The 15,586-nt window shown below is 70.9% G+C and carries 16 protein-coding genes and 2 pseudogenes; 7 read left to right on the forward strand and 11 right to left on the reverse strand.

Annotated elements, in window-relative coordinates; translation table 11 throughout:
• Positions 1–25: 25 nt before the first annotated feature.
• The 4 genes from AC1DGE_RS07810 to AC1DGE_RS07825 form a co-directional block, all read right to left on the reverse strand.
• Positions 26–1,438 (reverse strand): PIG-L family deacetylase, encoded by a 1,413-nt coding sequence (locus AC1DGE_RS07810; protein WP_476917243.1) that lies wholly within the window; start codon positions 1,436–1,438, stop codon positions 26–28.
• Positions 1,432–2,523: a hypothetical protein gene (locus AC1DGE_RS07815; protein WP_476917244.1), complete on the reverse strand. Its 1,092-nt coding sequence runs from the start codon at positions 2,521–2,523 to the stop codon at positions 1,432–1,434. Before AC1DGE_RS07815 ends, AC1DGE_RS07810 begins: the two co-directional genes overlap by 7 nt.
• 152 nt (positions 2,524–2,675) lie before the next feature.
• The gene (locus AC1DGE_RS07820) at positions 2,676–3,353 is read right to left on the reverse strand and encodes an O-methyltransferase (RefSeq protein WP_476917245.1); all 678 of its coding nucleotides are present in this window, start codon (positions 3,351–3,353) and stop codon (positions 2,676–2,678) included.
• 76 nt (positions 3,354–3,429) lie between these two features.
• Entirely contained in the window at positions 3,430–3,756 is a 327-nt protein-coding gene (locus AC1DGE_RS07825) for a thiamine-binding protein (RefSeq protein ID WP_441418027.1), read from the reverse strand.
• A 122-nt stretch (positions 3,757–3,878) separates the two neighbouring features.
• On the opposite strand from AC1DGE_RS07825, the gene AC1DGE_RS07830 reads away from it, so the two are divergent.
• The 3 genes and pseudogenes from AC1DGE_RS07830 to AC1DGE_RS07840 all read left to right on the forward strand — a co-directional run bounded on the left by AC1DGE_RS07830 (position 3,879) and on the right by AC1DGE_RS07840 (position 5,958).
• Entirely contained in the window at positions 3,879–4,547 is a 669-nt protein-coding gene (locus AC1DGE_RS07830) for a TetR/AcrR family transcriptional regulator (RefSeq protein ID WP_476917246.1), read from the forward strand.
• 223 nt (positions 4,548–4,770) lie between these two features.
• A pseudogene (locus tag AC1DGE_RS07835) lies at positions 4,771–4,852 on the forward strand (YkvA family protein); the annotation flags it as partial.
• Positions 4,853–5,028: 176 nt separating this feature from the next.
• Positions 5,029–5,958 carry an NADP-dependent oxidoreductase gene (locus tag AC1DGE_RS07840; RefSeq protein ID WP_476917247.1) on the forward strand — a complete coding sequence of 310 codons (930 nt, stop codon included), beginning with the start codon at positions 5,029–5,031 and terminating at the stop codon, positions 5,956–5,958.
• Between the two features lie 59 nt (positions 5,959–6,017).
• On the opposite strand, the gene AC1DGE_RS07845 is transcribed toward AC1DGE_RS07840, so the two are convergent.
• The 4 genes and pseudogenes from AC1DGE_RS07845 to AC1DGE_RS07860 all read right to left on the reverse strand — a co-directional run bounded on the left by AC1DGE_RS07845 (position 6,018) and on the right by AC1DGE_RS07860 (position 7,879).
• A complete protein-coding gene (locus AC1DGE_RS07845) occupies positions 6,018–6,293 on the reverse strand; it encodes a hypothetical protein (RefSeq protein ID WP_476917248.1) in 276 nt (91 codons plus the stop codon).
• A gap of 71 nt (positions 6,294–6,364) precedes the next feature.
• The gene (locus AC1DGE_RS07850; RefSeq protein WP_441418032.1) at positions 6,365–6,676 is read right to left on the reverse strand and encodes an AzlD domain-containing protein; all 312 of its coding nucleotides are present in this window, start codon (positions 6,674–6,676) and stop codon (positions 6,365–6,367) included.
• Positions 6,673–7,473, reverse strand: a complete 801-nt coding sequence (locus tag AC1DGE_RS07855) for an AzlC family ABC transporter permease (RefSeq protein ID WP_476917317.1) — start codon at positions 7,471–7,473, stop codon at positions 6,673–6,675. The genes AC1DGE_RS07850 and AC1DGE_RS07855 overlap by 4 nt, the downstream gene beginning before the upstream one ends.
• Positions 7,425–7,879, reverse strand: a pseudogene (locus tag AC1DGE_RS07860) (DoxX family protein). Before AC1DGE_RS07860 ends, AC1DGE_RS07855 begins: the two are co-directional and overlap by 49 nt.
• A gap of 144 nt (positions 7,880–8,023) precedes the next feature.
• On the opposite strand from AC1DGE_RS07860, the gene AC1DGE_RS07865 reads away from it, so the two are divergent.
• Both AC1DGE_RS07865 and AC1DGE_RS07870 read left to right on the forward strand, forming a co-directional pair.
• Positions 8,024–9,019 carry an ABC transporter ATP-binding protein gene (locus AC1DGE_RS07865; RefSeq protein WP_476917249.1) on the forward strand — a complete coding sequence of 332 codons (996 nt, stop codon included), beginning with the start codon at positions 8,024–8,026 and terminating at the stop codon, positions 9,017–9,019.
• On the forward strand, positions 9,012–10,604 hold the full coding sequence (locus AC1DGE_RS07870; protein ID WP_476908916.1) for an ABC transporter permease: 1,593 nt from the start codon (positions 9,012–9,014) through the stop codon (positions 10,602–10,604). The genes AC1DGE_RS07865 and AC1DGE_RS07870 overlap by 8 nt, the downstream gene beginning before the upstream one ends.
• Before the next feature lie 30 nt (positions 10,605–10,634).
• Here AC1DGE_RS07870 and AC1DGE_RS07875 read toward each other — a convergent pair whose 3' ends face one another.
• Positions 10,635–11,522 (reverse strand): glycerophosphodiester phosphodiesterase, encoded by an 888-nt coding sequence (locus tag AC1DGE_RS07875; RefSeq protein ID WP_476917250.1) that lies wholly within the window; start codon positions 11,520–11,522, stop codon positions 10,635–10,637.
• Between the two features lie 50 nt (positions 11,523–11,572).
• On the opposite strand from AC1DGE_RS07875, the gene AC1DGE_RS07880 reads away from it, so the two are divergent.
• The gene (locus AC1DGE_RS07880; protein ID WP_476892954.1) at positions 11,573–12,883 is read left to right on the forward strand and encodes a DUF445 domain-containing protein; all 1,311 of its coding nucleotides are present in this window, start codon (positions 11,573–11,575) and stop codon (positions 12,881–12,883) included.
• A 5-nt stretch (positions 12,884–12,888) separates the two neighbouring features.
• Complete coding sequence (locus AC1DGE_RS07885; protein ID WP_476892955.1) at positions 12,889–13,428, forward strand: GNAT family N-acetyltransferase; 540 nt, start codon at positions 12,889–12,891, stop codon at positions 13,426–13,428.
• A 33-nt stretch (positions 13,429–13,461) separates the two neighbouring features.
• Here AC1DGE_RS07885 and AC1DGE_RS07890 read toward each other — a convergent pair whose 3' ends face one another.
• Both AC1DGE_RS07890 and narI read right to left on the reverse strand, forming a co-directional pair.
• On the reverse strand, positions 13,462–14,685 hold the full coding sequence (locus AC1DGE_RS07890; RefSeq protein ID WP_476892956.1) for an MFS transporter: 1,224 nt from the start codon (positions 14,683–14,685) through the stop codon (positions 13,462–13,464).
• A 66-nt stretch (positions 14,686–14,751) separates the two neighbouring features.
• On the reverse strand, positions 14,752–15,585 hold the full coding sequence (gene narI, locus AC1DGE_RS07895; RefSeq protein WP_476892957.1) for a respiratory nitrate reductase subunit gamma: 834 nt from the start codon (positions 15,583–15,585) through the stop codon (positions 14,752–14,754).
• Position 15,586: the final 1 nt, after the last annotated feature.

A 15,586-nucleotide genomic window follows, 5' to 3' on the forward strand; every position in this document is an offset into this window, starting at 1 on the left:
GGCCCGGCCGGGGCCGCCACGTTGCTCACGCGAGCGGCTCCGGGGCGCGGAAGATTTCCAGCACGAAGTCGCGCTCCCGGTAGAGGCCGGCGTCGGCCCAGCGAAGTTGCCGGCGGGCTGCTGCGTGGACGGTGTCGCCGTCGAGCTCCCAGCCCTCGATCGGGTGCCGCCAGTGGCAGAGCGCCAGGGTGCCGCCGGGCAGCAGCGTGGCCTCGACCCGGTCGAACAGGGCCGCCAGCTCCTCCGGCGAGAGGTAGTAGCCCACCTCCGACACCACGATCAGATCGAACGCGCCCTCCGGCCAGTCCTGCGGCACCGTCAGGTGGCGGGTCCGCGCGGCCGGCAGGTGCGCGAGCCGCCGGGCGGCGTGGGCCAGTGCCGCGCTGCTCGCGTCGACGGCCAGGAAGCTGCCGCAGCGTTCGGCGAGTTCCACGCTGAGGGTGCCGATCGAGCAGCCGATTTCAAGGCCGGCGGAGTAGCTCCGGCCGGGGAGCGCCGCGAGCGTCAGCGCGCGCTTGCGGTGTTCGTACCAGCTGGTGGTGTACTCCCAGGGGTCCTCGCTCCGGGCGTGGACGGTGTCAAAGAGGCCCTCCGCGTCCGCCGCGGCGTAGGCGGAGGGCGCGACTGCGGCGTGTGCCGCCGCACCGGCCGATGGGACAGCCGGAGTGCCGGGCCGCTGCCAGGCGAAGGTCTCCCAATGCCGGGAAAAGTGCTGCAGGAAGGCCGGCGGGAGCAGCACTTCGTCCCCCGGCTGGTCCGAGAGCGCCCGGACCTGCGAGGTGTGCGCCGCCATGGCCTGCGCCTTGGCCTGCGCCTCGGCCGGGGTCAGCGGGAGCCGCAGCCAGGACTGCCAGGCCGGGTCCTCGGGGCCGGCCCAGAGCCAGTACCAGACCGGGTACTCCAGCAGCCCGTAGCCGGAGGCGGCTGCCGCTTCCGCGGCGGCGGAGCCCAGGGCGTCGTGGTCGGTATGGCCGTCGTTCCGGTAGGGCGCCACCAGGACGACGCGGTCCGCGGGCCGGCCCGTGGCAGCCGCGGCCTCGCGGATCGCGGCGAGGACCTGGTACCGGTGGCCCGCGAGCTTCCCGTCCGGCAGCCCGAGGTACTGCCAGCCGGCGTCCGGGACGAGCCGCCCGAGGGCGCCGGCGAATTCGCGCAGCCGCAGGTCGGCAAGCTGTTTGGGTGTGGTGCTGGGCGAATCGGGGTGGGAGGCCTCCCCTGCCGTGCACAGCAGCACCCGCACCTCCGCGCCGAGGCCGTGCAGCCGGGCCATCAGGCCGCCGGCGCCCAGGGATTCGTCGTCGGGGTGGGCGGCCAGGACGATGAATGCCCTGCCGGCCAGCTCCCCGGCGTCGAGCGGGAGCTCCGGCAGGGCGGCGGCGCCGCTGCGGGCCCAGTCTTCTTCGTTGGTCCCGGCGTCGTTGTGCGTGAAGCTCACCATGGGTGGTCCCCCTTGAACGTCAGGGCGCCGAGCTGGGCGTCGTCGCGCATGGCGTGGTGCTGCCGGATGTAGAGCGAGAGGTCGGCCATGCGTTTGCCGTAGCGTGCGTCGAAGGCCAGCGGGGCGGGCCCGAGGTTTTGGCTCACCAGCGACTGAATGCGTGCGACGGCGGCGGCCACGCTGCCGCGGACGCGCAGCGCCTCGCTCCACGCGCCGGCGCCGGAGAGCTCCCCGGCGTCGATCCGGGCCGCGGTCCGGGCGAGGTACTGGGTGAGCCCGGTCAGCGTGCGGTCGATTTCGCCGAGGTGGGCGAGGGCGAGCTGGTCCGGTTCGCGGCCGCCGTCGGCCGCTTGTTTCAGGGACTCAACATAGTTGCGGGCCACGGCGACGGCGCCGCCGAACCAGCAGGCGGCTACCCCCATGCCGCCCCAGGCGAACCCGGGACGCTGGTAGTACCAGCCGGCCGGACCGAGCGGTATGGCCGGCACGGCATCGAAGTGCACGGTGCCGCTGGGGACCTCGCGCAGGCCCAGGCTGGTCCATTCCGGGTCCGCGAAGCCGACCCCGGCGGCGTGCAGGTCGACGGCGAAGGCGGCGCGGCCGCCGCCGTCGAGGTGCGCGGTCAGCACCGCGTGGTCGAGCTGCGCGGCGATGGAGCACCACGGTTTCGAGCCGGTCAGCACGACCGCGCCGCCGGCGTCCTTGGCTTCCAGCTTCAGCCCGGGGGCCTCGGCGGCGAAAACGCCCCAGGTGCCGTCGAAGGGGAGATCGGCGGGGGCATCATCGAAATCCGCCGCAGCGGCCTGGGCGAGGATCGCGGCGGCGTCGAGGTGGGGTTCCAGGATCCGTCCGGCGGCGACGTCGACGGCGGTGACCGACGCGAGGATCTCCCACAGCAACGCGGTGTTGCCCGCCCCGGGCTTCGGGGCGCACTCCCCCGCGTCCTTGGCGAGTGCCAGCAGGGCCGGGACGTCCCCGACGCCCGCCTCGGCGGCGTCCAGCATCGGTGAGATCCCGGCCAGCTCGCCCGTCGTGGAGCTGATCCGCACGGCCTTGGGAGGGCGGGCTTCCTGGGTCGCGTTCATTGCCTCGTCCGTGTCCTTTGCGATGTGCGCCTGGTGTTGTCCGTGCCTGTAGCGGCCGGTCGAAGCCGCCGCTGGGTAAATCTAAGCATACTTAGCACTTCGCCCGGTCCTCGCCCGCCGGACCGGGACGCCGCACCGAGCACCATCCCGTGCTACCGCACGAGGGCGAGCGCGAAGCCGTCCCAGCCCTTCGATCCCACCGTCTGGATCACGGTGGCGTCCAGCCGCGGGTCCGCGCCCATCATCTCCAGCGCCGCGACGATCCCCGGGGCGTTGACAGGATCCAGGGCCGGGTCCAGCACCGCGCCCTCCCACACCACGTTGTCCATCACCACCGTGGTGCCGGGCCGGCCCAGCCTGATGGCCCAGTCCAGGTATTGCAGGTTGTGTTCCTTGTCCGCGTCGATGAACACAAAGTCGAAAGGCCCGGCGCCCTCGCTTTCCAGCACGGGCAGCGTGTCCAGGGCCGCGCCCACCCGGATTTCCACGAGGTGGCCCAGCCCGGCCTGGTCGAGGTTGGCGCGCGCCACCTCGGCGTGCCGGGGCAGGTATTCGCAGGTGACAAGCCGGCCGCCGTCGGGCAGGCCCTGTGCCATCCAAATGGTGCTGAACCCGGCCAGCGTGCCGATCTCCAGCACCCGGCGGGCGCCGGAAAGCTGGACCAGCAGCTTCAGGAGCTTGCCGGCGTTCGGGGCGACCTCGATGGGCGGCATCCCTGCTTCCAGGGAGGCGGCCACGGCGCGCCGCAGCGAGGTATCGGGCCGGACCACCACGCCGGAGAGGTACTCCTCGACGGCGATCCAGCGGGATGTGGGCTGATGCTCGATCATGCGGCCCAGTCTTTCAGCTGCCCCCGCCGGTGGGTAGGGCCGGCGGCCGCCCGGCCCAGGCCCGGGCCCGGAGCGGCTACTCGCCCAGGGCCTTCTCCAGCCGGTCCAGTTTCCCGGTCAGTTCGCCCGTGTAGCCGGGGCGGATGTCGGCCTTGATCACGAGGGAGACGCGGCTGCCGTAGCGGCCCACGGCTTCCGTGGCGCGCTTCACGACGTCGAACACCTCATCCCATTCGCCCTCGATGGTGGTGAACATCGAGTCCGTGTGGTTCGGCAGCCCGGACTCACGGACGATCCGCACCGCCTCGGCGACGGCATGGTGGACCGAGGCGTCGTCGGCTTCGGAGCCGGCGGGAGCGCCGCTGGGACGGCCGGAGGGTGCGACAGAAAATGCAAGCAACATGGCTCCAGTCTGCCACGCGGGATCCGGCCTGCCCGGGCCCGCAATCGCGGGCCGACACGTCACAATTGGGCGTACCCGCCGGTAACAGGTTTCCTCCACCTCCGCGTTGCTACCCTGAGCAAATGAACCGGGCAGTAGACCGCAGGCCGCTCCGTGCGGATGCAGCGCGCAACGTCAACAAGATCATTGCCGCGGCCCGCCAGTGCTTCCGTGAGCACGGCCCCGAAGTCCCGCTCCAGACCATCGCCGTCACGGCCGGGGTGGGCCCCGCGACGCTGTTCCGGAACTTCGCCGACAAGGAAGAACTCGTGCTCGCCGCGCTGCACCAGCAGCTGAAACTGCGGGTGAACCCGGTCATCGAAGAAGCACTGGCCGGCAAGGACGCGGCGGAGGGCCTGTTCCGCGTCGTCGACGCGCTGATGGGGGTTGCCAGCGACGAAGCCAACCTCCTCGGCGCGGTGGCGGGCCGCCGCGGCGTGCTGACCGGCATCACCGGCGACCTGATCGAATCGGTGGCCGTGCTGCTGGGCCGCGGCCAGGGCCAGGGCACGCTGCGCAGCGACATCTCCATGGCGGACATGATCCGGCTGCTGGCCATGCTGATCGGCGTGGTGGACACGATGGAGGCCGGTTCGGATGCCTGGCGCCGTCCGGTCGCCCTGGTCGAGGACGCCATCCGCGCAGAACGGCCCGATCGTCCGCTGCCACCGCAGTCGCTGGTGCCGGGGACCGCGTACGGCACCGCATTCGGCGTCGGCTTCGGCTCTACCTACGGAAACACGTACCGTTGAGCCCATGACATGGGAAACCGCTGCCGGCGTCCTCGGTGGCCTCTTGCTGGTGTACGCCGCGCTGCTGGTGCTGCTCTGGGGGTACGCGCGGCGGCACCCCGAAACTGTCACCATGAAGGACCCCCTGCGGCTGCTGCCGGACCTGCTCCGGCTGATCCGGCGGCTGGTGGCCGACCGCACCGTCGCGGTGGGCGTGCGCGTCCGGCTCGCCCTGCTGCTGGCCTACCTGCTCTCGCCGATCGACCTGGTGCCCGACTTCCTGCCCGTCATCGGCTACGCGGACGACGTCGTGATCGTCGCCCTGGTGCTGCGCTCCGTGGTCGCCCGGGCCGGCGCGGAGGCCGTCGAACGGCACTGGCCCGGGACGCCGGAGGGCCTGCAGCTGATCCTGAAACTGGCCGGCCTCGGCACCGCCCGGTGAGCTGGCCCACTCGTTGGCCGGACGCGGAATAGGGTCCCGGAAGCAGTCGTTGACGCCTGCATGAAGGCGATAACGTACAGCGAATATGGAAATCCGGACGTCCTCGAGTTGGCCGACCGCCCGATGCCAAAGGTCGGGCCGGGCATGGTCCTGGTCAAGGTCAAGGCAGCCTCGGTAAATCCGGTCGACTGGAAGATCATGGCCGGCTACCTGGATGCCGTCATGGACCTGCAATTCCCGGCAATTCCCGGCTGGGATGTGGCCGGCGTCGTGGAATCGGTCGGCATCGACGCGCCGCATTTCCAGCCCGGCGATGAAGTCATCGCCTATGGCCGCAAAGACTATGTCCACGGCGGGAGCTTCGCTGAATACATCGCCCTCCCGGAACGCCTCCTCGCCCGCAAGCCCGCCTCGCTGGGGTGGAACGAGTCCGCCGGGCTTCCCCTGGCGGGACTGACGGCCTATCAGGTCCTCACGCGCCTGGGCCTCAAGGCCGGCGAGACCGTATTGATCCATGGCGGGGCCGGCGGCGTCGGGTCCCTCGGAATCCAGATCGCCGCGGCGATGGGTGCCCATGTGATCGCGACGGCATCAGAAAAGAACCACGAGTTCCTGCGCTCCCTCGGCGCCGAACCCGTCAGCTACGGTGATGGACTCGCGGACCGGGTGCGGGCACTTCGCCCCGAAGGAGTGGAAGTCGTGGCGGACTTCGTCGGCGGGAACCTCGATACCACCCTGGCGGTGCTGGCCGACGGCGGCCGGCACGCCTCCATCGCTGACAGCGACGTTGAGCAGCACGGCGGCACCTGGATGTGGGTGAACCCCGTGGGCGCCGATCTGCGGGAGCTCGCCGAGCTGGTCGACGAGCGCAAGCTCCGGGTCGAGGTGGCGCAGACCTTCCCGCTGGCGCAGTCGGCAGACGCCTTCCGCCTCAGCATGGAAGGACACACCCGCGGCAAGATTGTCGTGACCGTCGACGTCGACGCCTGATGCGCGGCGTCAGCCGGAGTCCGGCTGCCGCCGTCCCGCCGGCCCCTGAAACTGAACCGTCAGTGGCCGCCCTGATCCTCGGCGGGCTTTTCCTTGGCCTCGTGCAGGTGGTGCGCCTCCTGCAAATGCTGTTGCAGCTTCTCTTCGGCCTCGCGGCGGCGGCGGGCCATTTCGCGCAGTTCCCGAGTGGATTCCGCGCCGGGGGAAACGAAGTGCTCATGCGGCTTGGAATGGTGCGCCTTGCCGGCGGCATCCGCTCCCGCGGCTTCCGGGGTCGCCGCGTCCGCATCGCCCGGCCCGGACGCAGCGGCATTCGGAACGTCTTTTTCGGTCATCATCGAATGCTCCCATTGGGCGCCCGGCCCGGCTAGGGGCTAAAGACCGTTGAGCGCCCGACGGCGGAGCGTCAGTTCCAGCCGAGCAACCGCAGCCCGGCCGCCGCGCCGGCGCCAGCCAGGACCACCACCAGGAACGGCGCCCGCAACCACAGGGCGACGGCGGCCGCGGCCAGGGCACCGAGCCGCGCGTCCAGCGCCAGGGACTGCCCGGACGCCACTGTGTTCACGACGGTCAGGGAGGCCAGCAGCCCGATCGTCATGGTGCCGGCGATCCGGGACATCCTCGGATTGCGCAGCAGGCTGGCGGGGACAAGGTATCCCACCAGTTTCCAGGCGTACGCCAGCACGCAGGACAGCAGGAGCCAGAGCCAGAGCGTCATGAGGCCTCCCCTGGGCTGTGTCCGGAGCGACGGACAGCCTCATGCTCCTCGGCATACGGGTCGACGTCGGGTTCGAGGCCCTCGTCGCTGCGGCCGTGACTGAACCAGCCGACCACCGCCGCCACGAACGCGGCGGCCAGGATGGGCACCCCGGCTGGCACGAGCGGGACGGCCAGGACGGTTGCCAGGGCGCAGACGACGGCGATCGCGACGGGTTCGCGGCCCTTGAGCCGCGGCCACAGCAGGCCGAGGAACGCCGCCACCGCGGCGCCGTCGAGCCCCCACTGCTTCGGGTCGCCAAGGGCGCTGCCGGCCAGCGCCCCAACGGCGGTGAACAGGTTCCACAGCACGAAGATGCCCAGCCCCGCCGTCCAGAAACCCCGGCGCTGCTCCGCCGGGTCGGTCTGGCCGGTGCTCGTGGCGGTCGATTCGTCGATGGTCACGTGGGCGGCGGCGAACCGGCGCCAGCCCCGCGGCTGGAGCAGCGCGTTGAGCTGCATGCCGTAGATGCCGTTGCGCATGCCCAGCAGGGTCGCGGCGCTCATCGCCGCGACGCCGGAGCCGCCCCCGGCCACGACGCCGATGAACGCGAACTGCGAGCCGCCGCTGAAGAGCAGCAGGCTCAGGGCCATGGTCTGCCAGAAATCGAGGCCCGAGGTCACCGACAGCGCCCCGAAGGACACCCCATAGAGCCCGGTGGCGATGCTGATGGAGAGCCCCACCCGGACGGCCGGGGATTGTGAGAGCTTCACCGGCGCCGCCGCTTCGGGACCGGCTTCGTCAGGCTCCACGCCCAGGCGATGAGCGGCGCCTGCAGCGGCAGCCGCAGGCTGTGGAAGCGGCGCTGCGCGGGCGTTCCCCGGGTCCGAACGCCCTGCGAAGCGCGTCCAGGTGTCCGGCGAGAAAGGCGGTGAACATTCCGGTGACGCAGCCGGCCGCCGCACGGCGGGTGGGCGGGATCAGGAGTCCGACGGCGGCGCCGACCTCCAGCAGACCGCTCGCCGCCACCCATTCCTCCCGGGACAGCACGGCGAGGGGTCCATTGCGCCGGCTGCCTGAGTCGTCGCGGCAGAGGAACTCCGGGACCACTGGGGTGAAGAAGTCCGGATCGCGGAAGTGTTTGGCCGCGCTGGCCAGCAGCAGCCCGCTCAGGGCGGCCGCGGAAAGTGTCTGGGTTGCCCGGGGGGACCAGCGGAAAGGCATGCAACCATGCAACCACAGCGGCGGGGCGCCCGGTAACCGGGGCCTTAACCTGCGCCGGGTGCGCTGCGCCACCCGGGCGTGGGCCGCGAAAGCAGGACCTTCCGCAGGGGTCCGGGAGCGGTGCCCGGGAGTACCTTGTTGACTATGAGCAGTGTCGTGCAGATGACCGGCGTCGTAAAGCGTTTCGGGGCCGTGACCGCCCTCGACGGCCTGGACTTCGAGGTGGCCGCCGGCGAAGTGCATGGCTTCCTGGGACCCAACGGTTCCGGCAAGTCCACCACGTTGCGGCTGCTGCTGGGCATGCTGAGGTCTAACGCCGGATCCATCCGGGTGCTGGGACTGGATCCCTGGCGCGACGTCGCGACGCTGCACCGCAGGCTGGCGTACGTTCCCGGCGACGTGGCCCTGTGGCCCAACCTGACCGGCGGCGAGGTGATCGGGCTCCTGGGCAAGCTGCAGGGCGGCCAGGACCGGGCACGGCGGGACCGTCTGCTGGAGCTTTTCGAGCTGGATCCGACCAAGAAGGCCCGCACCTATTCCAAGGGCAACCGGCAGAAGGTGGCCCTCGTTGCCGCGCTGGCCACCGACGCCGAATTGTTCCTGCTGGACGAACCCACGAGCGGACTGGACCCGCTGATGGAGGACGCCTTCCGCGGCTGCGTCCGCGAACTCCGGGCACAGGGGCGCACCGTGCTGCTGAGCAGCCACATCCTCAGCGAAGCCGAGGCGCTCTCCGACCGGGTGAGCATCATCCGCGCCGGTCGGGTGGTGGAGACCGGCCCGCTCGAGCAGTTGCGCCACCTGACCCGAACCGCCGTCACCGCCGACGTCGCCGCCGTGCCCCAGGGGCTGGAACTGCTGCCCGGCGTGCACGATGTGGTGGTGGTCAACCACCGGGTTAGCGCCCAGGTGGATCCCGCAGGGCTGGGCCCTTTCCTGCAGGCCCTTACCGCGGCCGGGCTGCGGGCGCTGACCAGCCAGCCGCCGACCTTGGAGGACCTGTTCCTGCGGCACTATGGCTCCGGGAACGGCGCAGTTAACGCTGGCGCCGGGACCGGGGCGGGCCCGCGTGACACCGGGGCCGAAGCGGTGGGTTCCGCGGCTGCGGGGCCCACCGGGCCGGGATCCGGCAATGCCTGAGACGCTGGCCGGCACCGGAACGCTGGTCCGGTTGGGGCTGCGCCGGGACCGCTGGCTGCTGCCGGTGTGGGTGCTGGGATTCGCCGTCGTTGCCTACTCGACGGCGGTGGCCGGCGCGGAACTCTACCCCGACGTCCGCAGCCGGATCGAAGCCGCCAATGCCGTGAATGCCACCGCGTCAATGGTGGCTATGTTCGGTCGCATCTACGACCCCGCCTCCCTTGGGGCGCTCTCGCTGATCAAATACACCGCGTTCATGACGGCCATCCTCGCGGTCCTCATGGTCATCCTGATCATCCGGCATACCCGGGCAGACGAGGAGGGCGGACGGCTGGAGCTGCTCGGCGGCGGCCGGCTGGGACGCGACGCCGCCCTGGCCGCCGCCCTCATGATCGGTCTGGGCGCCAGCCTGGGCGTGGGACTGCTGTCCGCCGCCGCCCTCGCCGCCGGCGGCCTGCCGGCCGCCGGGTCGCTGGCCTTCGGCCTCGGCTGGGCCGCCACCGGGATGGCCTTCAGCGCCGTGGCCGGCGTAGCCGCGCAACTGACCGCGAGCGCCCGCGCTGCCACCGGCTTGAGCGTTGGCGTCGTCGCCGTCACCTACGGCCTGCGCGCCGTCGGAGACCTTGCCGAACCGGGCCCATCGTTCCTCTCCTGGCTTTCGCCGATCGGCTGGAACCAGCAGATCCGCGCGTTCGCCGGGGACCGATGGTGGGTGCTGGCGCTGCCGGTCGCACTCTGCGTTCTCCTCATCCCGGCGGCCTTTGTGCTCCGGGCACGCCGGGACCTGGGCGCGGGGCTCCGCGACGAGCGTCCCGGCCCCGCCGTCGGCTCGCTCTCCGGGGTCTGGGCTCTGGCCGTGCGCCTGCAGCACAGGGTGTGGCTGGCCTGGGCCGCGGCGTTCGTCGTCTTCGGCGTCGTCATCGGCTCGCTGGTCAGCAACGTAGCGGAGATGCTCAGTTCCCCCAACGCGCAGGACCTGATCAAACTGATCGGCGGCGCCTCGGCGCTGCGGGACGCCTTCCTGGCCGCCGAGATCAGCATCATGGGCCTGCTCGCCGCGGCCTACGGGGTGGCGTCGGTGAACCATCTGCGCAGCGAGGAGTCCGCCGGGCACACCGAAGCACTGCTGGGGACGGCCACCACGCGCAGCCGCTGGGCAAGCAGCCACTACGTATTCGCGCTGGCCGGGGTCGCGGTGCTGATGGTGCTGGCCGGGGTCTCGATCGGTGTCGGCGCGGCAGCCGCCGTCCAGGACAGCGGGCTGGTGGGCAGCGCCACGGTCGCCTCGCTCGCGCAGATTCCCGCCGCGTGGGTGCTGACCAGCGTGGCGCTGGCGGTGTTTGGCTGGGTGCCCCGGCTGGCTGGCGCGGTCTGGGGCGTGCTGCTTGCCTTCGTGGCGCTCGGAGAGTTCGGCGTGCTCTGGAACGCCCCGGGATGGCTGATGGACCTCTCCCCGTTCCGGCACTCCCCGCTGCTGCCGGTGGGCACCGACGCGGTGCCGGCACTGCTGGGCCTGACCGCCGTCGCCGTCGGGCTCGCCGCGCTGGGTTACCTGGGCTGGCGACGGCGGGATCTGGCCGCCTAGCAGGAAGCGCCGTCAGCAGCGGGCAAGGCCCTAGAGCGGGGCGAGCAGCTGGGCGCGGACCTCGGCGGGCCGGTTGGTGGTGATCTCGTGAATGCCCAGTTCACGGCAGAGGTCGACATCGTCCGCCGAGTCCACGGTCCAGACCCGGAAGCGGCGGCCCGATTCGAGCCAGCGCCGGACGGTGCGGGAGTGTCCGCGCAGGTAGCCGATGCCGGGCCCGGCCAGACCCACCTCGCAGTCGTCCAGGATCCGCTCCCCCTCGGTCTGCGCAGCTTTCATGACGTTGGCGAGGGCGCCGCCGGTGATCGCCCCGAGGCCGAGTTCTTCGCGGATTTCCTCCACGTTCACGTCGTCCACGAGCTGGCAGATGGCCGCGGCGGGCACGGTCTGGAGCAGGTGCTTCACCGAGTCGGGGCTGAAGCTCATGAAGGAGACCCGGATGTTGTCCAGCATCGAGGTGGTCCGGTCCCAGCCCTCGGACTCGAGGACAGCCAGGACCCGGTCCTCGAGCTTGAGCTGGTAGGGGCTGGGGTGCTTGAGTTCGATCGCCAGGCCGATCTCGCGGCCGGCCAGGCGGAGGATGTCGAGCAGTTCGGGGAGGGTCAGGAACTGCTCGGACCGGGCGCCGTACTCCTCGGGAATCCGGGCGCCCTTCCAGGAGCAGAAGTCCAGCAGCCGCAGCTCCGCCAGGGTGTGGTCCGCGACCGGGCCGGTGCCGTCCGAGGTGCGGTCCAGGTTGGCGTCGTGCAGCAGCACCGCGTGCTGGTCGCGGGTCAGGTGGATGTCGCATTCGACGCCGTCGGCCCCATCGGCGATCGCCTGCAGGTAGGCGGCACGGGTGTGCTCGGCGAAGGCTCCGCTGGCGCCCCGGTGGGCGTAGACCAGCGGGCGGGCGGCGGCGGACTCCTCGGTAGTCATGCTGACACGTTAGCGGACGTCGGTTACGGATGCGCGGCTAGGCTGGGCACATGCAGGTGAACACTGAACGACCCGCCCGTCCCGCCGTCCCCCCGGCCGGCGTCGAACACCGACTCTCCGCCGCGGACGCAGAAAAGGCCGCGGCGCTGCGGAAGATGAAGCTGCTGGCGGTGTCGCTGCTGATCGGCATGGCCGTCATTTTCGTGCTCGCCTTCGCCCTGCAGAAGCAGTACCCGTGGCTTGAGTACGTCCGGGCAGCGGCCGAGGGCGGCATGGTGGGCGCCCTCGCGGACTGGTTCGCGGTGACGGCCCTGTTCAAGTACCCGCTGGGCTTGAAGATCCCGCACACCGCGATCATCCCGCGGCGCAAGGACCAGATCGGAGCGTCGCTGGGCGAATTCGTGGAGACCAACTTCCTCTCCGAACAGGTGGTGAAGGAGAAACTGGCCAGCGTTGACATTGCGCGCAAGGTCGGCGGCTGGCTGTCCGGGGCCGGCGGAGCCGAGCGGGTGGCCAAGGAAGGTGCCGCCGTGATCCGCGGCGCCTTCACGGTGCTGAACGACGACGACGTCCAAGCCGTCATCGAGGGCATGGTCCGCCGGCACCTGCTGGCGCCGCCGTGGGGACCGCCGGTGGGCCGGCTCGCCCAGCGCGTGTTCGACGACGGCCACCACCACGCTCTCGTGGACCTGCTCGTGGACCGTACGGTGGACTGGGTGCGGGACAACCACGAAACGGTCAACCGGCTGGTCACGGACCGTTCCCCCACCTGGGTGCCTACGTTCGTGGACGGGCTCGTAGGCGACAAGGTCTACGTGGAGATCCTGAAATTCACCCGGGCCGTGCAGGCGGATCCGCAACACCAGGTCCGGCTCTCCATCGACAAATACCTCAAAGAACTGGCCCAGGACCTGCAGCACGATCCGGTCATGATCGCCCGCGCCGAGGGCGTCAAAGCGCAGGTGCTGGGCGACCCGGAGGTCCGCGAACTCGCCTCCCGCACCTGGGGCACGGTCAAGGCCGCACTGCTGGCCGCCGTCGACGATCCGCACAGCGAACTGACGGTGAAGTTCAAGGCCGCCGTGCACGACTTCGGCACCCGGCTGGTGGTCGACCCCGAGCTGGCCGGCAAGGTGAACACCTGGATCGGCGACGCCGCCGGGTACCTGGTGAACAACTACCGCTCGGACATTGCCGGCGTGATCACCGATACCGTGGCCCGCTGGGATGCCGAGGAGACCTCGCAGAAGATCGAACTCCAGGTGGGCAAGGACCTGCAGTTCATCCGGATCAACGGCACCGTGGTGGGCGCCCTCGCCGGGCTGGCCATCTTTACCGCCGCGCACTTCGTCTTCGGCTGACCCGGATGGATCCGGCACAGACACCCCGCCCGGAGGCCGCCTTCGAAACCGGCCGGTTGCTGCTGCGGCCATTGCGCGTGTCCGACGCCGCGGTCCAGCACGAGCTCTGGACCGAACGCGACCCCCGTGTCCCGCCGCATCGCCGCATCAGTCCCGACGGCCACCCCACGCTGGAGGAAATCGCCGACGGGATCCGTCGGTACGACGGGCTCCCCTTCCCGGGGCTGCTGGCGGCGGAGCAAAAAAGTTCGGGGCAGGTCATCGGCTACTGCGGGCTGATTCCCAATCGGCATGGGCAGGACGGGGAGCCGGAACTCGCGTTCGAGTTCCTACGAAGGGTCTGGGGGCAGGGGTTGGCGAGCGAGGCCTCCCGGGCCGTCCTGCAGCAGGCGCAGGCAGTCGGTTACCCCTGCCTTTGGGCCACCGTCCGCGATTGGAACACCCCGTCACGCCGCGTCCTGGCCAAACTTGGCTTCGTCGAAACCGGCCGGGTGGACCTGGACGAGGTACACGGCGACTCCCTCTTCACCCGGAAGACGCTCTGAGCCCACCGGTCAGCTCGGCGGCCCGCTTGGCCGTCAGGCGTGCGCGACTGTGGCCTTGACGCGGCCATGCATGGCGAAGACCGTGAACGCCAGCGCCGCGAGCGCCGTGACCACGAGCAGCATCAGCCCGATCGAGTAGCTGCGGGTCGCGGCGTCGTAGGTGGCTCCCATCACCAGCGGCGGGAAGTAGCCGCCCAGGCCGCCGGCGGCGCTGACCACCCCGCTGATGCTGCCGACCTTGCCGGCCGGGGCGAGCACCCCGACCCAGGCGAAGACGCCGCCGGTGCCCAGCCCCAGGGCGGCCGCCATGGCGACGAACGTCAGGCCGGCGGGCACATCGCCGTCGGGCTGCAGGTTCACCACCCAGGCGAGCACGGCGACGCCGGCGAGCGAGACCACCACCACGGGCTTGGGGCCGAACCGGTCCGCGAGCACTCCCCCGATGGGCCGGGCCAGCACGGCGGCCAAGGCGAAGCCGGCGGTACGCGCGCCGGCGGCGCTCGGGTCGAAGCTGTAGATGTCCCGCAGGTACGTCGGCAGGTAGGTCGCGAAGGACACAAATCCGCCGAATACGACGGCGTAGAGGAAACACATCTTCCAGGTGACCGGGGTTTTTGCGGCGTCGAGCAGCTTGGGCATGACCGGCGCGTCCTGGCGGCTCCACGCCGGGGACTCTTTCATCAGGAACCAGACCAGCGCGGCCATGACGGCCAGGACTCCGGCGATCAGCAGGTGCGTCGGAAAGTAACCGATCCAGGCGACCAGCCGCGGGTTCAGGAACGCGGCCAGGGCGGTGCCGCCCATCCCGGCACCAAACACCCCGGTGGCGAAGCCGCGCCGTGACGGTTCGTACCAAGCGCTGACGAAGGGGATGCCGACGGCGAACACGGTGCCGGCCACCCCGAGCAGCAGCCCGGCGCCGAGCACCAGCGCGAAGGAGCGGATGGTGCCCCCGACGGCCACCAGCAGAATCGGGACAATGGCCGCCAGCAGCACGAAGCTGAAGAGGGCGCGGCCGCCGTACTTGTCTGTCAGGGCGCCGACGACGATCCTGCCCAGCGAGCCGACGAACACCGGCATGGCGACGAGGATGCCCGTGGTGGCGGGGTTGAGCTGGAGGTTCTGGGTGTAGAAGGCCCCGAGCGTGGCCACGGAATTCCAGGCCCAAAAACCGGCCACCGAGGCCGCGGTGGCGAGCACCAGGTTGAGCGTCTGGCCTGCCGGCGCGGTTGCGGACGGGGTCGCTGCTCCGGCCACGGAGGTCTCCTTTCGGTTCGGGAAGGGTTCGGGAAGGCTTCGGGAAGCTGCGGCATAGCCGGCACCTCAGCGGTTGCGGGTGTCCCGGTCGCGGGTCCCGACGGCGGACCAGCCGCGGCGGGCGGCGGTGCCGGAGGACCGCGTGGCAGCCGCGCCGGCCCGGCTGCCGTCCCGGTCCCGGTCGCGGGAGCGGTAAACGATGTACGGCCGGAAAAGATAGTGGAACGGCGCCGTGAACGCATGGACCAGGCGGGTGAAGGGCCAGATGACGAACAGCGCCATGCCCACCAGGGTGTGCAGGTGGAAGGAGAAGGGCGCCGCCGCCATCGCCGCGATGTCGGGTTGGAAGATGAACAGCGAACGGAACCACGGCGCCACGGTCTCGCGGTAGTTGTGCCCGTGTTCGCCCTCGAAGACGCTCGCCAGGGTGGTCCAGAGCCCGAACACGATCGCGCCGGTGAGCACGACGTACATGGTTTTGTCGTTCCTGGTGGTGGCCATGAAGACCGGACCGGTGGTGCGGCGCCGGTAGATCAGCAGGATGATGCCGCCCAGGGTCCCCACCCCGGCGATGCCGCCAACCAGGAGGGCGTTGAAATGGTAGAACTCCTGGCTCATGCCCACGGCCTGGGTCCACGCCATCGGAATGACCAGGCCGAAGAAGTGCCCCGCGATCACGGCGAGCAGGCCGAAGTGGAACAACGGCGAGGCGATCCGCAGCAGCCGGGATTCGTAGAGCTGGGAGGACCGCGTGGTCCAGCCGAACTGGTCGTACTTGTAGCGCCAGATGAGGCCGCCCACCAGCACAACGACCATGACGTAGGGCAGTACGCCCCAGAGCACGATGTCCAAGGCGGAGATTTCGACGGCGGATCCGGGCTCGGCCTCGAATGCCAGCATG

The organism is Arthrobacter sp. 05N425 (assembly GCF_056397125.1).

Bases quoted from the DNA above. Each gene is read 5' to 3' on its own strand.
- AC1DGE_RS07875 (WP_476917250.1), bottom strand. From the start codon at position 11,522: ATGACTACCGAGGAGTCCGCCGCCGCCCGCCCGCTGGTCTACGCCCAC.
- narI (WP_476892957.1), bottom strand. From the start codon at position 15,585: ATGCTGGCATTCGAGGCCGAGCCCGGATCCGCCGTCGAAATCTCCGCC.
- AC1DGE_RS07815 (WP_476917244.1), bottom strand. From the start codon at position 2,523: ATGAACGCGACCCAGGAAGCCCGCCCTCCCAAGGCCGTGCGGATCAGC.
- AC1DGE_RS07820 (WP_476917245.1), bottom strand. From the start codon at position 3,353: ATGATCGAGCATCAGCCCACATCCCGCTGGATCGCCGTCGAGGAGTAC.
- AC1DGE_RS07870 (WP_476908916.1), top strand. From the start codon at position 9,012: ATGCCTGAGACGCTGGCCGGCACCGGAACGCTGGTCCGGTTGGGGCTG.
- AC1DGE_RS07885 (WP_476892955.1), top strand. From the start codon at position 12,889: ATGGATCCGGCACAGACACCCCGCCCGGAGGCCGCCTTCGAAACCGGC.
- AC1DGE_RS07810 (WP_476917243.1), bottom strand. From the start codon at position 1,438: ATGGTGAGCTTCACGCACAACGACGCCGGGACCAACGAAGAAGACTGG.
- AC1DGE_RS07880 (WP_476892954.1), top strand. From the start codon at position 11,573: ATGCAGGTGAACACTGAACGACCCGCCCGTCCCGCCGTCCCCCCGGCC.
- AC1DGE_RS07865 (WP_476917249.1), top strand. From the start codon at position 8,024: ATGAGCAGTGTCGTGCAGATGACCGGCGTCGTAAAGCGTTTCGGGGCC.
- AC1DGE_RS07825 (WP_441418027.1), bottom strand. From the start codon at position 3,756: ATGTTGCTTGCATTTTCTGTCGCACCCTCCGGCCGTCCCAGCGGCGCT.
- AC1DGE_RS07850 (WP_441418032.1), bottom strand. From the start codon at position 6,676: ATGACGCTCTGGCTCTGGCTCCTGCTGTCCTGCGTGCTGGCGTACGCC.
- AC1DGE_RS07840 (WP_476917247.1), top strand. From the start codon at position 5,029: ATGAAGGCGATAACGTACAGCGAATATGGAAATCCGGACGTCCTCGAG.
- AC1DGE_RS07830 (WP_476917246.1), top strand. From the start codon at position 3,879: ATGAACCGGGCAGTAGACCGCAGGCCGCTCCGTGCGGATGCAGCGCGC.
- AC1DGE_RS07845 (WP_476917248.1), bottom strand. From the start codon at position 6,293: ATGACCGAAAAAGACGTTCCGAATGCCGCTGCGTCCGGGCCGGGCGAT.